17 protein-coding genes and 2 tRNA genes are annotated in these 20627 nt (G+C 74.7%); 7 read left to right on the top strand and 12 right to left on the bottom strand.

The features are described from left to right. Positions 1–20: 20 nt before the first annotated feature. Entirely contained in the window at positions 21–992 is a 972-nt protein-coding gene (locus NLX85_RS02925; protein ID WP_254331471.1) for a helix-turn-helix domain-containing protein, read from the bottom strand. Between the two features lie 69 nt (positions 993–1061). Here NLX85_RS02925 and NLX85_RS02920 point away from each other — a divergent pair, with 69 nt between their 5' ends. Then, positions 1062–1877 (top strand): isocitrate lyase/phosphoenolpyruvate mutase family protein, encoded by an 816-nt coding sequence (locus NLX85_RS02920; RefSeq protein ID WP_254331470.1) that lies wholly within the window; start codon positions 1062–1064, stop codon positions 1875–1877. Between the two features lie 91 nt (positions 1878–1968). On the opposite strand, the gene NLX85_RS02915 is transcribed toward NLX85_RS02920, so the two are convergent. Further along, complete coding sequence (locus tag NLX85_RS02915) at positions 1969–2208, bottom strand: DUF6458 family protein (protein WP_254331469.1); 240 nt, start codon at positions 2206–2208, stop codon at positions 1969–1971. 183 nt (positions 2209–2391) lie between these two features. Here NLX85_RS02915 and NLX85_RS02910 point away from each other — a divergent pair. The 3 genes from NLX85_RS02910 to NLX85_RS02900 all read left to right on the top strand — a co-directional run bounded on the left by NLX85_RS02910 (position 2392) and on the right by NLX85_RS02900 (position 4488). After that, positions 2392–2464, top strand: a tRNA-Gly gene (locus tag NLX85_RS02910). A gap of 51 nt (positions 2465–2515) precedes the next feature. Then, a tRNA-Val gene (locus NLX85_RS02905) sits at positions 2516–2590 on the top strand. Between the two features lie 251 nt (positions 2591–2841). Beyond that, on the top strand, positions 2842–4488 hold the full coding sequence (locus NLX85_RS02900) for a PKD domain-containing protein (protein ID WP_254331468.1): 1647 nt from the start codon (positions 2842–2844) through the stop codon (positions 4486–4488). 64 nt (positions 4489–4552) lie between these two features. Here NLX85_RS02900 and NLX85_RS02895 read toward each other — a convergent pair whose 3' ends face one another. Next, the gene (locus NLX85_RS02895) at positions 4553–5098 is read right to left on the bottom strand and encodes a hypothetical protein (protein WP_254331467.1); all 546 of its coding nucleotides are present in this window, start codon (positions 5096–5098) and stop codon (positions 4553–4555) included. Between the two features lie 549 nt (positions 5099–5647). Here NLX85_RS02895 and NLX85_RS02890 point away from each other — a divergent pair. Further along, positions 5648–6649 (top strand): NAD-dependent epimerase/dehydratase family protein, encoded by a 1002-nt coding sequence (locus tag NLX85_RS02890; RefSeq protein ID WP_254331466.1) that lies wholly within the window; start codon positions 5648–5650, stop codon positions 6647–6649. 41 nt (positions 6650–6690) lie between these two features. Here NLX85_RS02890 and NLX85_RS02885 read toward each other — a convergent pair whose 3' ends face one another. After that, positions 6691–7665, bottom strand: a complete 975-nt coding sequence (locus NLX85_RS02885) for a nitroreductase (RefSeq protein WP_254331465.1) — start codon at positions 7663–7665, stop codon at positions 6691–6693. Between the two features lie 188 nt (positions 7666–7853). Between NLX85_RS02885 and NLX85_RS02880 the strand changes: the two genes are divergently transcribed. Further along, a complete protein-coding gene (locus NLX85_RS02880; protein WP_091311481.1) occupies positions 7854–8492 on the top strand; it encodes a response regulator transcription factor in 639 nt (212 codons plus the stop codon). Between the two features lie 24 nt (positions 8493–8516). On the opposite strand, the gene NLX85_RS02875 is transcribed toward NLX85_RS02880, so the two are convergent. Together NLX85_RS02875 and NLX85_RS02870 are read right to left on the bottom strand one after the other, a co-directional pair. Beyond that, the gene (locus tag NLX85_RS02875; protein ID WP_254333577.1) at positions 8517–10187 is read right to left on the bottom strand and encodes a GAF domain-containing sensor histidine kinase; all 1671 of its coding nucleotides are present in this window, start codon (positions 10185–10187) and stop codon (positions 8517–8519) included. 90 nt (positions 10188–10277) lie between these two features. After that, positions 10278–11285: a nitroreductase family protein gene (locus NLX85_RS02870; protein WP_254331464.1), complete on the bottom strand. Its 1008-nt coding sequence runs from the start codon at positions 11283–11285 to the stop codon at positions 10278–10280. A 183-nt stretch (positions 11286–11468) separates the two neighbouring features. On the opposite strand from NLX85_RS02870, the gene NLX85_RS02865 reads away from it, so the two are divergent. After that, a complete protein-coding gene (locus NLX85_RS02865) occupies positions 11469–13838 on the top strand; it encodes a heavy metal translocating P-type ATPase (protein ID WP_254331463.1) in 2370 nt (789 codons plus the stop codon). A gap of 124 nt (positions 13839–13962) precedes the next feature. Here the strand turns inward: NLX85_RS02865 and NLX85_RS02860 are convergent, their stop codons facing one another. From NLX85_RS02860 to NLX85_RS02835, 6 genes are all read right to left on the bottom strand, one after another. Then, positions 13963–14829: a universal stress protein gene (locus NLX85_RS02860; protein ID WP_254333575.1), complete on the bottom strand. Its 867-nt coding sequence runs from the start codon at positions 14827–14829 to the stop codon at positions 13963–13965. An 8-nt stretch (positions 14830–14837) separates the two neighbouring features. After that, positions 14838–17240: a phosphoketolase gene (locus NLX85_RS02855; protein WP_254331462.1), complete on the bottom strand. Its 2403-nt coding sequence runs from the start codon at positions 17238–17240 to the stop codon at positions 14838–14840. Positions 17241–17368: 128 nt separating this feature from the next. Beyond that, complete coding sequence (locus tag NLX85_RS02850) at positions 17369–18202, bottom strand: universal stress protein (RefSeq protein ID WP_254331461.1); 834 nt, start codon at positions 18200–18202, stop codon at positions 17369–17371. A gap of 67 nt (positions 18203–18269) precedes the next feature. After that, positions 18270–19094: an oxidoreductase gene (locus tag NLX85_RS02845; protein WP_254331460.1), complete on the bottom strand. Its 825-nt coding sequence runs from the start codon at positions 19092–19094 to the stop codon at positions 18270–18272. Further along, a complete protein-coding gene (locus tag NLX85_RS02840; RefSeq protein WP_254331459.1) occupies positions 19091–19657 on the bottom strand; it encodes a TetR/AcrR family transcriptional regulator in 567 nt (188 codons plus the stop codon). Before NLX85_RS02840 ends, NLX85_RS02845 begins: the two co-directional genes overlap by 4 nt. Positions 19658–19734: 77 nt before the next feature. Beyond that, on the bottom strand, positions 19735–20535 hold the full coding sequence (locus tag NLX85_RS02835; protein WP_254331458.1) for a PP2C family serine/threonine-protein phosphatase: 801 nt from the start codon (positions 20533–20535) through the stop codon (positions 19735–19737). Positions 20536–20627: the final 92 nt, after the last annotated feature.

Here is a 20627-nt window from a genome sequence, read left to right as displayed (position 1 = left end):
CTCTCGCATGTCCCGGCCGGTCACGCCGACGCGCCCAGCAGCGCCTCCGCCACGGCCGTCCGGCTGCTCAGCAGCGACCGGCCCTGCCGGTGCGTCACCACCAGCCCGGCCGCCCGCAACGCGGTGAGGTGCTGCGACACCCCGGCCGGCGACAGCCCGGTACGCCGGGCCAGCTCGGTGGTCGACCGCGGCGCGTCCAGCGCGGCGAGCAGCCGCGCCCGGCCCCGGCCGAGCACCGCGCCCAGCGCGTCCGGTGCCTCCGCCGGGCACTCCCACAGACCGCCGACTCCCCGGGCCGGGTAGGCCAGCTGCGGGACGTCGCCGGCCGCGATGCTGAGCACCGACGGCCAGACGAACACCGAGGGCACCAGGACCAGCCCGCTGCCGTCCGGCACGTCCGGAGCGTCGCAGTGGCGCTGGCTGATCAGCAGGGCGTCGCCCTCCCAGCGGACCCGCTCGTGCAGGTCGTTGAGGAGCCCGGCCGCGCCGTCCTCGGCCAGCCGCCGGGCCCGGTGGAACACCTCGGCGTCGAGCACCGCCCGGATCCGGGGCCAGTCGCGGGCCACGGCCAGCCGCCAGTACGTGCCGATCTCCTCGGCGAGCCGGCGCAGCCCGGCGTCCGGGTCGGCGTACAGGTCGGCCACCGCCGCCGGGCGCGGGCCGGGACAGAGATCGAGCTGGGTGCGGACCGTCTCCGGCGGGGTGGCGCGGAGCACCGCCAGCTCCTGGTCCAGGTCCGGGGTGAGGCCGGCCGGCGGTGGGGTGAGGAAGTCGGGCAGGTAGCCCGGCGCGGGCGGGACGAGCTGCCCGAGCAGGCCGTCGAGCAGCCCTACCTCGGCCAGCCGCGGCCGGACCCGGTTGGCCCACGGCAGGTGGATCGCGTGCCGGCCCGGGTCGCGGAGCACCCGGACGCCGGCCATCACCTCCCACAGGCAGGAGAGCGCGAAGCGGACCCGCGCCACGCCGCCCGCCGACAGCCCGATCGCGACCACGCCGTCCCCTTCGTTTCAGCCAGGACTGAAACATTACGGCGGCCGGCGCCGCCGCCGGAGACTGGCCGGGTGAACGAACACCACACCCGAGCCCTGCACTTCCGCTCCCTGCACGTCCCCGGCGAGCCGCTGGTCCTGGTCAACGCCTGGGACGCGGCGAGCGCCCGGATCGTCGCCGCGGCCGGCGCCCGCGCGGTCGCCACCACCAGCGCGGGCGTCGCCTGGAGCCGCGGCGTCCCGGACGGCGACGCCCTCGGCCGCGAGACCGCCGTCGACGTCGTCCGCCGCGTCGCCGCCGCGGTGCCGCTGCCGGTCACCGCCGACATCGAGTCCGGGTACGGCGACACCGCCGACGAGGTCGCCACGACCGTTGCCGCGGTGCTCGCGGCGGGCGCCGTCGGGGTGAACGTCGAGGACGCCCGGCACGCCGAGGGCGCGCCGCTGCGCCCGGTCGAGGAGCAGTCCGCCCGGCTGGCCGCCGTGCGGTCCGCCGCGGACCGGGCCGGGATCCCGCTGTACGTCAACGCGCGCGTCGACACCTTCCTGCGCGGCGTCGGCGGGATCGAGGAGACGGTGGCGCGGGCCGGGGCGTACCTGGCCGCCGGAGCGGACGGGATCTTCGTGCCCGGGGTGGTCGACCCGGACACCGTGGCCGCCCTGGTCGCCGCGATCCCCGCCCCGCTGAACGTGCTGGCCGGGCCGGGCGCCCCGCCGGTGGCGGCGCTGGCCAAGCTCGGGGTGGCCCGGGTGAGCCTCGGCTCCTCGGTCGCCGAGGCCGCGTACGCGGTGGCCCGACGGGCCGCCGAGGAGGCGTTCACCGCCGGGACGTACGGCGCGCTGGCCGACGCGCTCGACTACGGCACGCTGAACGAGCTGATGCGCTGACCGGGGTACGCGAAACGGGGGCGCCGGGCGGCGCCCCCGTTTCGCACGCGACTGGGGACCGATCAGCTCCGTCGGCCCGGTCCGGCGTCGATCACAGCGGCGGGGCCACGTCCCGGCGCTCCTCGACCCGCCGGTACTCGACCGGCTCGGCGGTGGTGACCACCTCGCGGCGGCGACCCCAGACCAGCGTCGTCATGATCAGGCCCAGGACACCGGCCGCCATCAGGATCCAGCCGACGACGTCCAGGTTGACCCCGCCGACGCTGGCGTCCAGCGCGAAGGTGAGAATCGCGCCCACCGCGATCAGGAAAATGCTCGTTCCGATACCCACGACAGCCTCCTTCGGGGGGACGGTTGTGCTGTCGCAGCAGTCAGTACCCCCATGGCGAGCAGCGCAATCACCCGTCTGTGACGGCCGTCACCCAGGCGGTCCCGGCCGCGCCGGGGCCCCACCGCGCGGCGATCTTGTCATCGGGTACAGTTGCACCCGTCGCCGACGCGAGCCGGCGACAACGCGGACGTAGCGCAGCTGGTAGCGCATCACCTTGCCAAGGTGAGGGTCGCGGGTTCGAATCCCGTCGTCCGCTCGCGATCCGCCCCTTGCGGGCCGACCGTCGCCGGTGATCCGGCGAGCGCCCGGGCGATTGGCGCAGTGGGAGCGCGCTTCCTTGACACGGAAGAGGTCACTGGTTCAAACCCAGTATCGCCCACCAGCTTTACCGAGCGACACAAGGCTCGTCACCGCAGGCGGTGGCGGGCCTTCTGTTTTGCACCCCGCACCCGCCGACTTCGGTGGGCCCGCCCGGCCGGTCGCCCGGTGCGGGCGTCCAGCGGGTCGCCGGCCACTGGCCACATCGGTCGCCCGGCCGCACGGAGGACCTGGTACGGATCCGCTTAACGGGTTATGGAACGGCTGGCCGGCAGCGTGACAGGGTGGGGGCCCGTGGAGCTGGGAGGCGATCGTATGCGGTCAGTCAGGCAGGGACGGTGGCGGCGCACAACCGCCCGGCTGGGCGTGGCCGCCCTGTTCGTGGCCACGGGGGTGGCGCTGGGCGCCGCGCCCGCGCAGGCCACCGCCACCCGCACCGTCGCGTTCTGGAGCATGGACGAGCCGGCCGGGTCGACCGTGCTCAAGGACAGCAGCGGCAACGGCCGCGACGGCGCCGTCGGGGCCGAGGTGGTGACCGGCGCCCGCTACGCCGGCGCCACCGGGCACCGGTTCGCCACCCACCTGCCCACCGACCAGGAGTACGTCCCGGGCCACGTGAACCTGGTGCCGCACAGCACCGAGTTCAACCCGGACGCCGGGGACTTCTCGTTCACCATCCGCTACCGGACGACGTACTCCTTCGGCAACATCCTCCAGAAGGGACAGGGCGCGACCGCCGGCGGCTACTGGAAGTTCGAGGCGCCGGGCGGCAAGCCGAAGTGCCTGTTCCGCGGCGGCGACGGCGCCTCCCGGACCGGCTACACCGACGTGCCCATCAACGACGGCCAGTGGCACACCGTGACCTGCAACCGCACCTCCACCTACGTCGAGATGTACGTCGACGGGGTGCGGATGAGCCGGCTCACCGGACCGACCGGCACCATCGCGAACAACTGGCAGCTCTCCATCGGCGGCAAGAGCCAGTGCGACGGCGTGAAGGTCACCTGCGACTACTTCGCCGGCGACATCGACTACGTGAAGATCCTGAAGGGTTCCGGCGGCGCCGCCAACCAGCCGCCGGTGGTCCAGCTCGTCCCGACCTGCTCCGGGCTGGTCTGCACCTTCACCGGTGCCGGCTCCACCGACGCCGACGGCGCGATCCAGGACCACCGCTGGGACTTCGGCGACGGGTCCACCGACGACACCGTCTCCGTGCCGACCACCTCGCACACGTACGCGGCGGCCGGCACCTACCCGGTCACCCTCACGGTCACCGACGACCGGGGCGCCACCGGCACCGCGACCGTCGACGTCACCGTCGCGCCGGTGCCCGAGCGGATCTCCTTCGTCGGGCAGGCCACCGCCAACGCCAACTGGACCAGCCACACCATCACCGTGCCGTCGACCGTCCAAACGGGTGACACCCTGCTGCTCCTGCTCAGCCAGAACACCCACACCGGCACCGGCGAGCCGACCGGGGTCACCGGCTGGACCCGCCTCGACCGGCTCGACGGTGGCTTCGCCACCACCACCGCCTGGTGGAAGGTCGCCGCCCCCGGAGACGCCGGATCGGCGGTACGCGTCGCCCTCGACGCCCAGTCCAAGGGCAACCTGATCGTGGCCGCGTACCGGGGGGTCGCGCCGAGCGCACCGGCCTTCGCCAGGGCCACCGACTCGGCCAGCACCGCCACCCGGATCACCCCGTCCGCGCCGGTGACCACCGGCCAGAGCTGGGCCGTGTCGTACTGGATGCACGGGGACGGCCTGTCCACGGCGCTCACCCCGCCGGCCGGCGTGGAGGTACGCAGCAACAGCTCCCAGACCGGCGGCGGGCGGGTGACCGCGCTCCTCGCCGACTCGGGCAGCAGCGTGCCGACGGGCACCTACGGCGGCCTGGCCGCGGTGGGCGCGGCGGCCAGCACGACCACCACGACCTGGACCCTCGTCCTGCCTCCGGCCTGACCCGGAGACGCCGCTGGCCGGCACCCCGTGTTGCGGGGTGCCGGCCAGCGTTCGTTTGTGTGTGTCAGCTGTTCCAGTTGTGGGCGACGATGTCGGCGGCCTGCTGCTCCCACTGCGCGTACGCGTCCGGGTAGGCCGAGACCTGCACGGTCTGGGCGGCCTCGGTCAGCGGCATGTCCTGCCAGCCGTCAACCTGCTTCAGACCCTTCAGGAACGCCAGGGTGGAGTACTCGGGGTCGGTGATCTGCTCCGGCGTGCCCCAACCCGAGGACGGGCGCTGCTGGAACAGGCCCAGCGAGTCATGGTCATTGCGGTCGCCGAGGTGGCCCAGGTTCTCCAGCTTCGACTCCTGCAGGCTGGTCGCGATCGAGATGACCGCCGCCCGCTCCGGCAGGCCGGCCTTCTTCGTGGCGGCGATGATCGCCTTGGCGTTGGCGGTCTGCTCGTCGTTCAGGTCGATCTTCGACTGCGCGCCCTGCACGCTCACCGCGACCGGCTTCGTGCTGTGCACCGGCTCAGCGGCGTGGGCGGCGATCGGACCGGCGAAGATGCCACCGGTGAAGGCCAGACCAGCAATACCGAGAACGCTCTTACGCAGCATCGTGTTCATGAGGGAAAGCTCCTTGGGGGTTGGCGCACCACGCCGATGGGGGTCGGCCGTGCGCAAGCACCGTCAGGCGCTCAACAAAGTCTTGGGGGATCATCCGGCGTGCGGGGCTGGGCCTCTTCGTCGCGCCGGGACCATGTACAACGACCGGCGGCCCACCAACATTCCGGGCCGGGGACACCCGCGTCGGCGGGCCGTCCTCCTCGATCGTTCACGGGGATACAACGACCCCCACCCGCCGGCCATTCCGCCGCCAGCCACCCCGGAAACGGACATCCGGCGCAGCTCACCTCGGTCGGTGGAACGGCATGGGTGTATCCGGACGTCCGAGACACCCATGACGTTCCACCCACGCCTCGCGGCCCGTGTGGGTGGAACGTCAGGTAGGTCTCCCCGCGCCGGCGACCTGCATGACGTTCCGCCCAACGTCCCGCAGCTCTGGGGTGGAACACCATGGAGGCGCTGTGTCCCCCTGTGGGTTCTGCCCTGGGCAGATCCGCTCACCGTGAACATCACTCACGGAGGCGGGTGCCCCGGGGCAGGGTGGGACGCATGAGACTGCTGATGCTGGGTGGTACGGGCTTCGTCGGTGGGGCCGTCGTGAACGAGGCGGTACGGCGGGGCTGGTCCGTGACGGTGTTCAACCGGGGGCTGCACGGCGCCGCACCCGAGGGCGTACACCGGTTGCGGGGTGACCGCACCGCGCCGGACGGGTTGGCGGCCCTCGCGGGTGGTGAGTGGGACCTCGTGGTCGACACCTGGGACGGCGCGCCCCGGGCGGTCCGGGACGCGGCACGTGCCCTGACCGGGGCGGTGCCGCACTACGTCTACGTCTCCAGTGGCTCGGTCTACGCGCCCCCGGTCGCCCTGGGCACCGACGAGGACGCGCCGGTCTTCGCGGCCGAGGCGGACGCGGCCGACGGGGACTACCCGCACAACAAGGCGGGCGGGGAGCGGGCCGCCGTGGAGGTGTTCGGTGACCGGGCGCTGCTGGTGCGGGCCGGGCTGATCCTCGGGCCGGGCGAGGACATCGGGCGGCTGCCCTGGTGGCTGCACCGGATCGCCCGGGGCGGGGAGGTCCTGGCGCCGGGCCCGCGCGACCTGCCGGTGCAGTACGTCGACGTGCGGGACCTGGCGATCTGGCTGCTCGACCGGGGGATCGAGGGCGTCGGCGGGGCGTACAACGTGGTCAGCCGGACCGGGCACACGACGATGGGTGAGCTGCTCGACGCGGCCGTGGCGGCGACCGGCGCGGCGGCGACGCTGCGGTGGACGGACCCGGACGCGCTCCTGGCGGCGGGCGTCGAGCCGTGGAACGACCTGCCGATCTGGATCCCGCGCGGGCACGAGTACCGCTGGTTGCAGGAGCGGGACGTCGAGCGCGCCCACGCGGCGGGCCTCACCTGCCGGCCGGTGGCCGAGACGGTCGCGGACACCTGGCGCTGGCTGCGCGAGGTCGGCCGGGTGCCGGCCCGGGCGGGACGCCCGGCGCGGGCCGCGGTCGGCCTGGCCCCGGACCGCGAGGCCGCCCTCCTGGCCGCCCTACCGGCCTGACCCTCGGCCCCGCCGCCCCGCGGGGACGGCCGCGGCGAGGGTCAGGCCTGCACCACCGGCAGGTCGAGCACCTCGTCGACCGGGCGGCGCGGGGTGGCGCGGCCGGGCTGGCCGAACCCGATCCGCATCACCATCTGCGGGGTGCCGAACCGGCCCAGGGACAGCCGCAGCGCCTCCCGCGCCCCGGGCACCTCGATCGGCTGGGAGAGCATCGACACGCCCAGCCCGGCGTCGGTGGCGGTCAGCAGCACCCGTTGCAGGGCCTGCCCGGCGACGATCTGGTCGGTGGCGGTGTTCCCGGCCGACCCGAGCACGGCGACCAGCGGCTCCGGTTCGAAGTCCCGGCCGGGCGCCCGGTTGCGGCCGCCGAAGCCGCGCTGCGGCAGCAGGTCCTGCGGTTCGCTCTGCGGCCCGCCCGCGGCCGTCGGCACCCCGTCGGGGGACGGCTCGGAGCGGATCCACTCGGTCCGCTCGGTGACGTACGCGGGGTCGCGCTCCAGCACCCGGTGGGCGCTGCGGGCGATCTCGGCGAAGGCGTTGACCGCGCTGGTGCCGATGACCAGCTCCAGCCAGCACTGCTCGGCGCGGGCGGCCTCGCCGAGACGCCAGCGCGCGTCGGCGGGGACCGGGTCGGGCCAGAAGGGCGCCCGGTTGCTGAACCGGCGGGCGATCGCCCCGTAGAGGCTCTGCTCGGCCGGGCTGGGGCGGCGCGGCACGTCGGGGACGAGCCGGGCCACCACGTCCGGGTCGCCGGGGTACGGGCGGAGCCGGACCGTGGCCGGCGTACCCGCCACGGCCAGCGACAGCCGCAGGTTGAACAGGGCAGCCCCGCAGGCGATCCGCGCGCCCCAGCCGCTCGGATCGGTGGCGGGCAGCCGGCGCAGCGGGTCGACGGCGAGTTCGATCCCGCCGTCGCGCAGCCGGAACCGCCATGGCTGGGTGTTGTGCAGCGACGGCGCGCGCACCGCGTCCGCGGCCGCGGCCCGCAGCTGTTCGACGGTGTAGCCCGTGGTCATGGTGTTGCTCCCTCCGTGCGGGCGGTGCCGCCCTGCCGGTCGGTCCATCCCCACGGTGCGTCACCGGGCGGGTGCGTGAGCAGGGCCGGAGGTCCCCACCTCGGCGGGTCCGTCTGCCCGGCCGCGGCGCGCGACGGTAGGGACCTTCGGCCCGTGCGGAACGCCGGGGCGGCGGGTAGAAAGGACGGATGATCCGGGTGTTCCTGCTCGACGACCACGAGGTCGTCCGCCGTGGCCTTGCCGACCTGCTGCAGAGCAGCGGCGACATCGAGGTGGTCGGCGAGTCCGGCTCCGCCCAGGAGGCGGCCCGCCGCATCCCGGCGCTACGTCCCGACGTGGCGATCCTCGACGCCCGGCTGCCCGACGGCAACGGCATCGACGTGTGCCGGGACATCCGCGCCGTCGACTCGTCGATCAAGGGGCTGATCCTGACCTCGTACGAGGACGACGAGGCGCTCTTCGCGGCGATCATGGCCGGCGCCGCCGGCTACGTGCTCAAGCAGATCCGCGGCACCGACCTGGTGGACGCGGTCCGGCGGGTGGCGGCCGGTCAGTCGCTGCTCGACCCGGCGATCACCACCCGGGTGCTGGAGCGGATCCGCAGCGGCGTCGAGCAGCCGCGCGAGCTGAAGTCCCTCACCGAGCAGGAGCGGCGGATCCTGGAGTACGTGGCCGAGGGGCTCACCAACCGGGAGATCGCCGGCAAGATGTTCCTCGCCGAGAAGACCGTGAAGAACTACGTCTCCAGCGTGCTGGCCAAGCTGGGCCTGGAACGGCGTACGCAGGCGGCGGTGCTGGCCACCCGGCTGCTCGGCAAGACGAACTGAGGCGCGGGGCGCGCCCCCGCCCGGTCAGTCGAGCAGGGGGACGCGCCAGCGCAGCTCGGTGCCGTGCGGGGTGACCCGGCTGAGCTGGAAGTCGCCGCCCAGCCGCTCGGCCCGCTCGCGCAGGTTCACCAGGCCGCTGCGGGCCGCCTCAGGGTCGCAACCCACGCCGTCGTCGGTGACCGTGACGCTCACCCACCCGGCGTCGACCTGCACTCGCACCGACACCCGGTCGGCGTGCGCGTGGCGTACCGCGTTGGAGAGCGCCTCCCGGAGCACCGCCGTGAGCTCGGGGCGCAGCTGGTCCGGGACGGCGCTGTCGATCGGGCCGGCGAGGTCCAGGTCGGGCCGGTAGCCCAGCGACTCGGCGGCCACCTCGATGGCCTCGCGGATCTCGGTGCGCAGCGCCGCGCTCATCGGGGTGCGCAGCTCGAAGATGGTGCGGCGGATGTCGCGGATGGTGGCGTCCAGGTCATCGACCGCCTGGTTGATCCGCTTGGCCACCTCGGGACGGGCGTTCATCGCCCCGCTCTGCAGTTGCAGGCCGGTGGCGAAGAGCCGCTGGATGACCACGTCGTGCAGGTCGCGGGCGATCCGCTCGCGGTCCTCCAGGACCACCAGCAGCTCCCGCTCCTCCTGACCCCGGGCCCGTTCCATGGCCAGCGCGGCCTGGCCGGCGAAGCTGCCCAACAGGGCGACGTCGTCCTCGGCGGCGGGACCGTGGTCGGGCAGGTGCGCGATGACCAGCACACCGTGCAGGGTGTCGGCTGCGGCGAGGGGGGAGACCACGGCCGGCCCGGCGACCACCGGGTGCGACCAGGGGGCCGCCTCGGCGAGGTTCTCCAGCAGTTCGTGGCGGCGCTCGGTGACCGAGCCCACGAAGGTGGTCTCCTCGGCCGGCAGCACCTCGCCGACCAGCTTCCGCGCGCTGCCGTCGGCGCCGTCGACCACCTCGACGGTGAACTGGCGCTCGTCCTCGTCGTAGAGGAGCACGAGGGCCAGTTCCGCCTCGGCGACCTCCCGGGCCCGCCGGGCCACCAGGGTCAGCGCGTCGGTGCGGCGCACCTCGCCGAGCAGCACCGAGGTGATCTCGGCGGTCGCGGCCAGCCAGCGTTCCCGCCGGTGCGCCAGGGCGTAGAGGCGGGCGTTCTCGATCGCCACGCCGGCCGCCGCGGCGAGCGCGACCACGATCTCCTCGTCGTCCTCGGTGAACTCGGCGGCGCCCTGCTTCTCGGCGAGGTAGAGGTTGCCGAAGACGTGGTCGCGGATCCGCACCGGGACGCCGAGGAAGCTGTGCATCGGCGGGTGGTTCGGCGGGAAGCCGTAGGACTGGGGATGCTGGGTGATGTCCGGCATCCGCAGCGGACGCGGGTCGTCGATGAGCAGGCCGAGCACACCCCGCCCGTGCGGCAGGTCACCGATCTGCGCGTGCAGCTCGTCGCTGATGCCGTGGACGATGAAGTCGTGCAGCAGCCGGTCGGGGCCGATCACGCCCAGCGCGCCGTAGCGGGCGCCGACCAGCTCGCAGGCCGACTGCACGATCCGCTGCAGGGTGCTGCGCAGGTCGAGGTCGGTGCCGATGCCGACGACCGCGTCGAGCAGGGCCCGCAGCCGCTCCCGGTTGGTGACCACCTCGCCGACCCGGTCCAGCATCTCCTGGAGCAGCTCGTCGAGGCGCACCCGGGACAGCGGGGTCAGGCCCAGCGACGGGGTGTGTTCGTTGCGGGGGTTCGGTGCGCTGGCCACCGGACGATGCTATCGCCCGGTGGCCGGCGGAACGAGATCCGTTCAGGGGAGCTGGCCGCGTACCGCCGAGGTGTCGACGGTCTGGGCGGTCTCCAGCCGCGGGGTGTGCGGGGGGCCGGCGTGCGTCGGGTCGGCCAGGCCGAGGCGCATCGAGATGTACGGGAAGCCCAGGCCGGAGAGCATCTGCCGGAGCGTCTGGCGGGTGCTCTCGACCTCCACCACGCCGGAGAGCGGCACCAGGGACACGCCGTGCCGGGTGGCGGTGAGCCAGGCGGCGGAGAGCGCCTCGCCGGCGCGCAGCCAGCTGTCCGGCTCGTCCTCGGCGCCCCAGAGGATCCCGTAGACGGCCGCCCGGTCGTGCCCCTCACCGACGGGCAGGGTGCCCGGGCCGAAGTCGCGGGCCGGAACGGTGGTCTGGGGTGCCTGCTCCGGCAGCACCTCCGGCGGCAGCCCGGTGCCGGCGGCGGCCCGGCTGGTCCAGTACGCCAGCTCCTCCTGCAGCTCCGGGCTGCCCTTCTCGACCGCGGCGGCCTGCTGGGCGGCGGCGGCCAGTTCGATCTTCTGGTCGTCGTCGAGTACCTGCAGGTTGACACCCTCCCGGGTGGCCGCCCGGTCGATCTCGCCCAGCACCGCGGTCGGGACCGGCTCGTCGCTGACCGGCCGGCGGTCGGTGTGGCGGACCTGCATGCACTGCACCGTCCGCATGGCGTCCGGGTCGGCGCCGGTGGGCTTCAGCCCGGTGAGCCGGGCGAGCAGGTCGGGCTGGCCGGGGTCGGGCATGCGTTCGACCACCGGCGTCCAGCCCTCGGCGGCCAGCGCCACCCGGGCGTGCTGCAGCGCGGCGCCGCAGCTCACCACCAACAGCCGGCCCTCCGGGTCCAGGGCGCTGAGGTGCCGCTCCCGGACCACCCGCAACTCCAGCGAGTCGGGGAGGACGGTCCAGTTCCACGGCTGGGTGTTGTGCACCGAAGGGGCGTGGCCGGCCATTCCGGCGGCCTCCGCGAGCGCGGTGGTCAGCGGGCGATCGGTAGCCGGCGTCTCGTGGCTCATCGTCACGACCTTTCCTGTTTCTCCCCATCGTGCCCCACGCCCCGGGTCGCCCGGGTGGGGATGCCGCTCCATCCTCGGTCATGTCCGGGCCGACCGCATGCGCCGCCCGTCCGGGCCCTTCGACCCGTCGCATTACCCACGTTTGCCCTACCCGGGCCGCACGGTCGCTGAGACGATCCACACGTGGGGGCCGAACCGCGCGAGTGCGTACCGGAGCAGCCGGTGCGGCGCCGCCGGGTGGACGTGCGGGAGTGGGGCCCGCTGATCCTGCTCACCCTGGCCGTGCTGGCCGGCGCCGGGCTGTGGTTCGCCGGGCGGCGCGGGGCGGCCGACCTGGTCTGGGCGGCGGTGACCCTCGTGGCGCTGGTGCCGGCCGTCTGGACCACGCTGCGGCAGGTCTGGCGGCGGCAGTTCGGGGTGGACGTCATCGCGGTGCTGGCCCTGGCCGGCGCGCTGCTGGTCGGCGAGTACCTGGCCGGCGCGGTGATCGCCGTGATGGTCGCCACCGGCCGGGCCCTGGAGGAGTACGCCCAGCGCCGGGCCACCCGCGACCTGCGGGCGCTGCTGGAACGGGCGCCCCGGCAGGCCCGGCGGCGCACCCCGGACGGCCGGATCGAGGTGGTGCCGCTGGACCGGGTCGCCGTGGGTGACCGGCTGGTGGTCGGCCCCGGCGACGTGGTGCCGGTGGACGGGACCGCCGAGGAGCCCGCCACGCTGGACGAGTCGGTGGTGACCGGCGAGTCGCAGCTGGTCACCCGCGCCGCCGGCGAGCAGGTCGCCAGCGGCGTGGTCAACGCCGGCGCCGGCTTCGGGCTGCGGGCCGGGAAGAGCGCGGCGGAGAGCACGTACGCGGGGATCGTCCGGCTGGCCGAGGAGGCCACCGCGCGCAAGGCCCCGATGGTCCGGCTCGCCGACCGGTACGCCGCCGCGTTCGTGCCGTTCACCCTCGTGCTGGCCGGGCTGGCCTGGCTGCTCTCCGGCGAGTTCCTGCGGGCCGTGGCGGTGCTCGTGGTGGCCACCCCGTGCCCGCTGCTGCTGGCCACCCCGATCGCCATCGTGTCCGGGCTGTCCCGGGTGGCCCGCCGCGGCGTGCTGGTCCGCGACGGCGGGTCGCTGGAGCTGCTCGGGCGCGCGCGTACGCTGCTGCTGGACAAGACCGGCACGCTCACCGCGGGCCGCCCGCGCGCCGCCGAGACGGTGGTCGCCCCCGGCGGCGACCGGGACGAGCTGCTGCGGCTGGCCGCCTCCGTCGAGCAGCTTTCCCCGCACGTGCTGGCCGCCGCCCTGGTCCGGCAGGCCCGCGACCAGGGGCTGCCGCTGGCCGAGCCGACCGAGGTCACCGAGGAGCCGGGCCGCGGGGTGACCGGCCGGGTCGACGGCCGGCTGGTCCGGGTCGGCCAGCTCGCCGGCGAGCCGCCCGAGTGGGCGCACCGGATCCGCGAGCGCGCCGAACTGGCCGGGCGCTCCACCGTCTGGGTGAGCGACGAGCACGGCCCGCTCGGCGCGATCCTGCTGGAGGACCCGGTGCGGCCGGACGCCCGGCGTACCGTCCGGCGGTTGCGCGAGGCCGGGCTGGACCGGCTCGTCATGGTGACCGGCGACCGGCCGCGTACCGCGCACCAGGTCGCGCAGACCGTCGGCGTGGACGACGTGATCGCGCAGTGCTCGCCGGGGGAGAAGGTCGCCCGGGTGAAGGCGGAGTCCGCCCGCGCGGTGACGGTCATGGTCGGCGACGGGGTGAACGACGCCCCCGCGCTGGCCGAGGCGCACGTCGGGGTGGCCATGGGCGCCACCGGGGCGACCGCCTCCGCCGACGTGGCCGACGCCGTCCTCACCGTGGACCGGCTGGACCGGCTCGCCGACGCCGTCGAGATCGCCCGGTACGCCCGCCGCATCGCGGTGCAGAGCGCCACCGTCGGGATGGCCCTGGCCGTGGTGGCCATGGTGGTGGCCGCCGCCGGCGGGCTGCCCCCGGTCGCCGGCGCGTTCCTCCAGGAGGGCATCGACGTGCTGGTGATCCTCAACGCGCTGCGCGCCCTCGGTGGCGGCCTGCGGCGCCGGGACGTGCCCCCGCACACCCGCGAACTCCTCGACCGGTACGCCGGCCAGCACGGCGGCGTCCGCGACGTGCTGGCCCGGCTCCGGGACACCGCCGACCTGGTGGCCACCCACCCGACCGCGCCCGAGTGCGTGCCGGCGCTGCGGGAGGTGCACCGCCGGCTGGTCGACGAGGTGCTGCCGCACGAGGCGGCCGAGGAACGGCAGCTCTACCCGGCCCTGGCCGGCCCGCTCGGCAGCGAGGAGGCCACCTCCACGATGAGCCGGGCGCACGTGGAGATCAGCCGGCTGGTGGACCGGATCGGCGGTCACCTGGCGGCCCACCCGGACGGCCGGCTGCGCCCCGACGAGGTGCCCGACCTGCTCGCCGCGCTCTACGGCCTCGACGCCGTGCTCCGCCTGCACCTGGCGCAGGAGGAGGAGGACTACTTCTCGCTCAGCCCCGCCGAGGACCGCCCCGTCAGCCCCGCCGAGGACCGCCCCGACACCCGCTGACCCACCGGTGCCGTCGTCGTCCTTCCACTCCCAGCGGCGCTCCGGCGCACGGCGGGTGCCGGCGGCGGCGCGCCGTACCGCACGCGCCGCCGCGGGCGTGCCGTATGACGCGCCACGCCGGGGTTCAGCGTTCGCGGACCACCGCCACCGGGCACTCGGCGTGGTGGATGAGCTGCTGGCTGACCGAACCGAGCAGCATCCCCCGCAGTCCGCCCCGGCCCCGGGAACCCACCACCACGAGCTGCGCCGCGCGGCTCTCCTCGACCAGCAGCGCGGCCGGGTTGCCCGGGTTCGCGGCCACCTCGACCGGCACGTCCGGGAAGGACTTCCGCCAGGTGGCCAGGTCCGCCTCGGCGGCGGCGCGCTCGGTGGCGCTGGCCTCCTCCGGGTCGAAGCCCGGCGGCACCCACCGCTCCCCGGGCGGCTCCCACACCCGCAGCGCACGCAGGGGCACGTCCCGCTGCGCGGCCCGCTCGAAGGCGAAGCCGACGGCCTGCACGGAGGACGGGGAGCCGTCGACGCCGACCACCACCGGCCCGGAGGTGGCCGACTGGCCGTCCCGGACCACGATGACGGGGCAGTGGGCGTGGGCGGCGACGGAGACGGCGGTGGAGCCGGCGAGCAGGCCGGCGAAGCCGCCGTGGCCCCGGCTGCCCAGCACCAGCATCTGCGCGTCGGCGGACCGCTCCTGCAGGACCAATGCGGGCGGCCCGTCGAAGACCTCGCCCCGCACGGTGAGCCCGGGCCGCTCGGCGGCGGCGTCCGCCGCCGCCTTGCGGACCAGGTCCTCGACCTGTCGCCGGGCCGTCTCGTCGGGCCAGACGCCGGGGGCCACCCCGGGACCGATCCAGCCGGCCACGGTCAACCATTCGAAGACGTACGCCAGCCGGACCGGCCGGCCCGAGCGCCCCGCCTCGTCCAGCGCCCAGTCCAGGGCCACCGACGCGTCGGCGGAGCCGTCGTAGCCGACCAGGATCTCCTCGCCGTCCATCCTGGCGTTCACTGTCCGCTCCGCACACCCGGGTCGGTCTCCCGGATCCAGCGCCACTCGGCGACCCGGGGGTCGTCCTCGCCGTACCGGCGGGTGTAGTCGCGGCAGGCCTGGCGGGCGTCGAGCATCTCCTGGCGCAGGTGGGCGGCGCGCGAGCGCAGCCCGGGCAGCCGGTCGATGACGTCGATGACGAGGTGGAAGCGGTCCAGGTCGTTGAGCATCACCATGTCGAACGGCGTGGTGGTGGTGCCCTCCTCCTTGTAGCCACGGACGTGCAGGTTGTCGTGGTTGGTCCGCCGGTAGGTGAGCCGGTGGATCAGCCACGGGTAGCCGTGGTACGCGAAGATGACCGGCTTGTCGCGGGTGAAGATGGTGTCGAACTCGTTGTCCGGCAGGCCGTGCGGGTGCTCCGACGGCGGCTGGAGGCGCATGAGGTCGACCACGTTGACCACCCGGACCTTCAGGTCGGGCAGGTGCCGGCGGAGCAGGTCGGCCGCGGCCAGCGTCTCCAGGGTCGGCACGTCGCCGGCGCAGGCGAGCACCACGTCCGGCTCGCTGCCGTCGTCGGTGCTGGCGAAGTCCCAGATGCCCAGGCCGCGGCGGCAGTGCTGGATAGCCTCGTCCATGGTCAGCCAGTTGGGCGCGGGCTGCTTCCCGGCCACCACCACGTTGATGTAGTGCCGGCTGCGCAGGCAGTGGTCCATGGTGGAGAGCAGGGTGTTGCCGTCCGGCGGCAGGTAGACCCGCACCACTTCGGCCTTCTTGTTGACCACGTGGTCGATGAAGCCGGGGTCCTGGTGCGAGAAGCCGTTGTGGTCCTGCCGCCAGACGTGGCTGGAGAGCAGGTAGTTCAGCGACGCCACCGGCTGCCGCCAGGGGATGTGCCGGGTGACCTTGAGCCACTTGGCGTGCTGGTTGACCATCGAGTCGACGATGTGGATGAACGCCTCGTAGCTGGTGAAGAGGCCGTGCCGGCCGGTCAGCAGGTAGCCCTCCAGCCAGCCCTGGCACAGGTGCTCGGAGAGCACCTCCATGACCCGGCCGTCGGGGGAGAGGTGGTCGTCGCCCGGGACCCGGCTGCCCACGAACGCCCGGTCGGTGACCTCGAAGGCGGCGCCGAGCCGGTTCGAGGCGACCTCGTCGGGCCCGAACAGGCGGAAGGTCTCCGGGTTGCGGGTGATCACGTCCCGGATCCAGGGGCCCAGCGCGCCGGCGGCGCCGGCCATGGGCGCGCCCGGTTCCTTGACGTCGACGGCGTAGTCACGGAAGTCCGGCAGCTCCAGGTCGCGCAGCAGCCGCCCGCCGTTGGCCACCGGGTTGGCGCTCATCCGCCGGTCGCCCGTCGGGGGCAGCTCGACCAGTTCGGCGACCGGCCCGCCGGTGGCGTCGAACAGTTCCTCCGGCCGGTAGCTGCGCAGCCAGCTCTCCAGCTCGGCCAGGTGCGCCGGGTTGTCCCGGACCTCGGAGACGGGCACCTGGTGGGCGCGGAAGGTGCCCTCGACGTGCTTGCCGTCGACCTCCTTCGGGCCGGTCCAGCCCTTCGGCGTACGGAGAATGATCATCGGCCAGCGGGGTCGCTCGACCTCGCCGCCGGAGCGGGCCCGGCGCTGGATCTCGGCGATCTCGTCGACCGCCCGGTCCAGCGTCGCGGCGAGGGTCTGGTGCACCCGGGCCGGGTCGTCGCCCTCGACCACGTACGGCTGGTAGCCGTAGCCGCGCATCATCTCGAGCAGGTCCTCGGCGGGGATCCGGTCGAGCACCGTAGGGCTGGCGATCTTGTAGCCGTTGAGGTGCAGGATGGGCAGCACCGCCCCGTCGCGCGCCGGGTTGAGGAAGACGTTGGACAGCCAGCTCCCGGCCAGCGGTCCGGTCTCCGCCTCGCCGTCGCCGATCACGCAGGCCACCAGCAGGTCCGGGTTGTCGAACGCGGCCCCGTACGCGTGGCTCAGCGCGTACCCCAGCTCGCCGCCCTCGTGGATCGAACCCGGCACCTCCGGTGCCACGTGGCTGGGGATGCCGCCGGGGAAGGAGAACTGGCGGAACAGCCGCTGCATGCCGGTCTCGTCGCGGGGGATGTGGTGGTAGAGCTCGCTGTACGTGCCCTCCAGCCAGGTGTTGGCCACCAGGGCGGGGCCGCCGTGGCCGGGGCCGGTGACGAAGATGGCGGACAGGTCCCGGGCCACGATGACCCGGTTGAGGTGCGCGTAGAGGAGGTTGAGGCCGGGGCTGGTGCCCCAGTGGCCCAGCAGCCGCGGCTTGATGTGCTCGGGCTTGAGCGGCTCGCGGAGCAGCGGGTTGTCGAGCAGGTAGATCTGCCCGACGGTCAGGTAGTTCGCCGCCCGCCAGTAGGCGTCAAGCCGACGCAGCTCGTCTTCGGTCAGTGGGCTGTGCAGGTCCAGAGCGGTGTCCATGCTGCGTTAGCCTCTCGCGGCTCGGGGTCTTCTGCCACCCGGGAGCGGATCCGCCGCCCCCGGCACGTCCAGCCTCGCCTTCCGGCCGGCGGACGCGTCAGGGCCGTAGGTCCCGGGCCGGGCGGGCGTCACGACCCGTCCTCGTCATCGGGGTCGAGTCCACGTACGACGATCACCGGGGCCGGCGAGTGGTAGAGCAGGGTCTGGCTGACCGCGCCCAGCATGCCCCGCAGCGGCTCGTCGCCGCGCGCCCCGACCAGCGCGACCTGCGCCGAGCGCGACTGTTCCAACAGGACGGCGCCGGGGTCGCCGCGGACGGTGTGGCATTCGGCGGCCACCCGGGGGTGCCGGGCCGCGTGCCGGGCGACGGCCTCCTCCAGCAGGTGCTCGACGCCGTCGGGCTCATGGTTGGGCTCCACCACCTGGATGGCGAGCAGTCGGGCGCCCCGGCTCCCGGCGCAGTCGAAGGCGTATCCGAGGGTGGCGCGGGAGCTCTCCGACGCGTCGAAGCCGACCAGCAGCGGCCCCGGCGGGGGCGGCTCGAGCCGGCCGACCAGCACCGGGCAGCCGGCCCGGGCGGCGAGCTGCACGGCCGGCGCGTCGGCCGGTACGCAGGCCGCGCAGCCCGCCATCCCGCCGTCGCCGATGGCCAGCAGGAACGCCGAGTCGGAGGCCCGGATCAGAGCCTCGACCGGGGAGCCCTCGACGATCTCGTCGGTCACCGGCACCGTGGGCGCGGCCTCGGCGGCCGTCCGAGCGGCCTGTTCCAGCAGCTCCTCGGCGGCGGCGCGCGGGCCGCTCACCGAGAACGACTCCAGGGCCGCCGCCCAGTTGAAGGCGTGCAGCAGGTGCAGCGGCCGGTCGTGCGCGGCGGCCTCCGCGGCGGCCGTGCGGACCACCTGGAGGTCCTCGGTCGAGCTGCCCACGCCGACCACCACCGCGCCGTGGGTGGTTGCGGGCATCCCGGCTCACCTCCCGACCGCGCTCTCCTCACCCACCGTAGTCGGGTGGTTGCGCGCCCGGACCGGGTCAGCGGAACTGGAGCCGGTTCACCGTGTCGAAGACGCGGGCGCCGAACAGCCGGCGGGTGTGCACCATCGCCCAGGCGGCGGCGGTGACGAGGTAGCGGGTGCGCGGCCGCCGGCCGGTCACCGCGCGCTCGATGACCCGGGCCACCGTGTCCGGGGTGGCGGAGAGCAGCCGGTTCCGGTACGACCGGGCCATCACCGCGTCCACGGTCTCGACCATCCGGCGGTACGGCCCGGTCGGGTCGGCGCCGGCGCCCAGGGAGGAGGAGGCCACCGCGCCGAAACCGGTGCGGATCAGCCCCGGCTCGACGACCGCCACGTCCACGCCGAACGGGCGCACCTCCTGGCGCAGGGCGTCGGAGATCGCCTCCACGGCGTACTTGCTGGCGTGGTAGTAGCCGCCGCCGGGGAAGACCAGCCGCCCGCCCATCGAGCTGACGTTGACGATCCGGCCCCGGCCGGCCCGGCGCATGCCGGGCAGCACGAGCTGGGTGAGCCGGGCGAGCCCGAAGACATTTGTCTCGAACTGGGCGCGCACCCGGTCGAGCGGGGTCTCCTCGATGGGGCCGTACTCGCCGTAGCCGGCGTTGTTGACAAGCACGTCGACGTGGCCGTGCACGGCCTCGACGGCGGCCACCGCGGCGCGCATGGAGTCCTCGTCGGTCACGTCGAGGGCGAGCAGCCGGGCGCCGGAGTCGGCGAGGTCGGCGATGGCGTCGAGGTTGCGCGCGGTCGCGTACACGGTGAGGTCGGGGCGGCGGGCGAGCCGGCGGACGGTGGCCCGGCCGATGCCGGAGGAGGTGCCGGTGATGAGGACGGTGGTCATGCGGGGTCTCCCGGGTGGGTGGGCAGGCCCGCGACGACAAGCGCGACGCCGTCGCGCAGCCGCCGCCGGGGCAGGTCGGGGTCGGTGAGGTCGGCCTCCAGGCCGCGGGTGAGCGCGACCAGCACGTCGGCCACCGCGCGGGCCCGTGGCCCGGCGGCGTCGGCGAGCGCGCCGGCCACCACGTCGGTCAGCTCCCGGGTGTACGCCTCGACGAGGTCGCCGGTGAGCTTGGTGCTGGTGTCGAGAAGTTCGGTGGCGTGCCGGCTCTCCCGGTGCAGCCTGAGGGTGAGTTCCAGCTTGGCGGCGAGCACGTCGTGCAGCCGCCGCGCCAGGTCGGCGCCGGGCGTGGCGGCGGCCTGGCGGGCCTGGGCGAGCGAGCCGTCGAAGAGCCGCTCGGCGAGCCGGCGGTAGGCGTCGTCCTTGTTGCGGACGTACTGGTAGACGGCGGGGCGGGACATGCCGGCGGCGGCCGCGATGTCGTCCATCGTCGTGCGCCGCATCCCGTGCCGGGTGAAGCACTCGTACGCGGCGGTCAGGATCGTCTCCACGCGGTCGTTCGACATGCTGACGATTCTTGCACAGAATGTCAGGCCGTCATACGTGTCTCCGCCCACTCGCGTTTCCGGGCCGCGGGGGTGGGTCAGCGGGGGGTGGGCAGGGTGGGGTGGACGCGGACGACCACGGCGGTCGCGTTGTCCTCGCCGCCCTCGGCCAGGGTGGCGGCGAGCAGCGCCCGCACGGTCCCGGCCGGGTCGCGCCGGGCGGCCAGCAGGTCCCGCAGCCGGTGGTAGCCGAGCTGGTCGCTCACCCCGTCGGTGCAGAGCAGCCAGGTGTCCCCGCTGCGCAGTGGCACGGCGAGCAGGTCCGGCTCGGGCCGGTCCGGGTGGCCGACGTAGCGCAGCAGCTGGTAGCGGGCCCGCGCGGCCTCCGGCGAGTCCGGCGGCCACCAGCCGTGCAGCAGGCCGAGCCAGGCCATGGTGTGGTCGACGGTGATCAGCTCCAGCAGCCCGTCGCGCAGCCGGTACGCCCGCGAGTCGCCGAGCTGGACGAGCCAGCCCTGCCCGCCGTCCGGCTCGGCGACCAGGGCGGTGAGCGTGCACCCGGTCAGCCCGGCCAGTCCCGCCCCGGCCCGGCGTACCCGGAGCTGGGTCTCGGCCGTGGCGGCGCGCAGCCCGGCGGCGTCGACCGCCGGCCAGCCGGCGTGGACCTGCGCCACGAAGGTGCTCATCGCGGTGGCGCCGGCGACCCGGCTGCCCTCGCCGTCGCCCATGCCGTCGGCGACCGCGACCAGCGGCAGCTCCGGGTCCACGTGCAGCACGTCGAAGTTCTCCGGGTAGCGGTGCCCGACCACGCTGCCCCCGGCGACCTCCAGGGTGAGCCGGCCGACGGCCAGCCGGCGGGGGGCCTGGACCGGCTGGTCCAGCGGGCGGCGGCGGAACACCTGCGGACCGTAACACCGGTCCGGGCCGCGGATCGGCAGGTCAGGGTCACGTGTCGGACTGTCAACCGGGGTTGACAGAACGGGTCGCGTCA

The sequence above is a fragment of the Micromonospora sp. A3M-1-15 genome (assembly GCF_024213425.1).
Lineage (GTDB): Bacteria > Actinomycetota > Actinomycetes > Mycobacteriales > Micromonosporaceae > Micromonospora > Micromonospora chersina.
This window is presented reverse-complemented; position numbering and strand designations above follow the sequence as displayed.

Coding starts and splice junctions, on each gene's coding strand:
- NLX85_RS02895 (WP_254331467.1), bottom strand. CDS start 5,098: ATGAACACGATGCTGCGTAAGAGCGTTCTCGGTATTGCTGGTCTGGCC.
- NLX85_RS02860 (WP_254333575.1), bottom strand. CDS start 14,829: ATGGACGGCGAGGAGATCCTGGTCGGCTACGACGGCTCCGCCGACGCG.
- NLX85_RS02855 (WP_254331462.1), bottom strand. CDS start 17,240: ATGGACACCGCTCTGGACCTGCACAGCCCACTGACCGAAGACGAGCTG.
- NLX85_RS02880 (WP_091311481.1), top strand. CDS start 7,854: ATGATCCGGGTGTTCCTGCTCGACGACCACGAGGTCGTCCGCCGTGGC.
- NLX85_RS02890 (WP_254331466.1), top strand. CDS start 5,648: ATGAGACTGCTGATGCTGGGTGGTACGGGCTTCGTCGGTGGGGCCGTC.
- NLX85_RS02840 (WP_254331459.1), bottom strand. CDS start 19,657: ATGTCGAACGACCGCGTGGAGACGATCCTGACCGCCGCGTACGAGTGC.
- NLX85_RS02870 (WP_254331464.1), bottom strand. CDS start 11,285: ATGAGCCACGAGACGCCGGCTACCGATCGCCCGCTGACCACCGCGCTC.
- NLX85_RS02900 (WP_254331468.1), top strand. CDS start 2,842: ATGCGGTCAGTCAGGCAGGGACGGTGGCGGCGCACAACCGCCCGGCTG.
- NLX85_RS02845 (WP_254331460.1), bottom strand. CDS start 19,094: ATGACCACCGTCCTCATCACCGGCACCTCCTCCGGCATCGGCCGGGCC.
- NLX85_RS02885 (WP_254331465.1), bottom strand. CDS start 7,665: ATGACCACGGGCTACACCGTCGAACAGCTGCGGGCCGCGGCCGCGGAC.
- NLX85_RS02850 (WP_254331461.1), bottom strand. CDS start 18,202: ATGCCCGCAACCACCCACGGCGCGGTGGTGGTCGGCGTGGGCAGCTCG.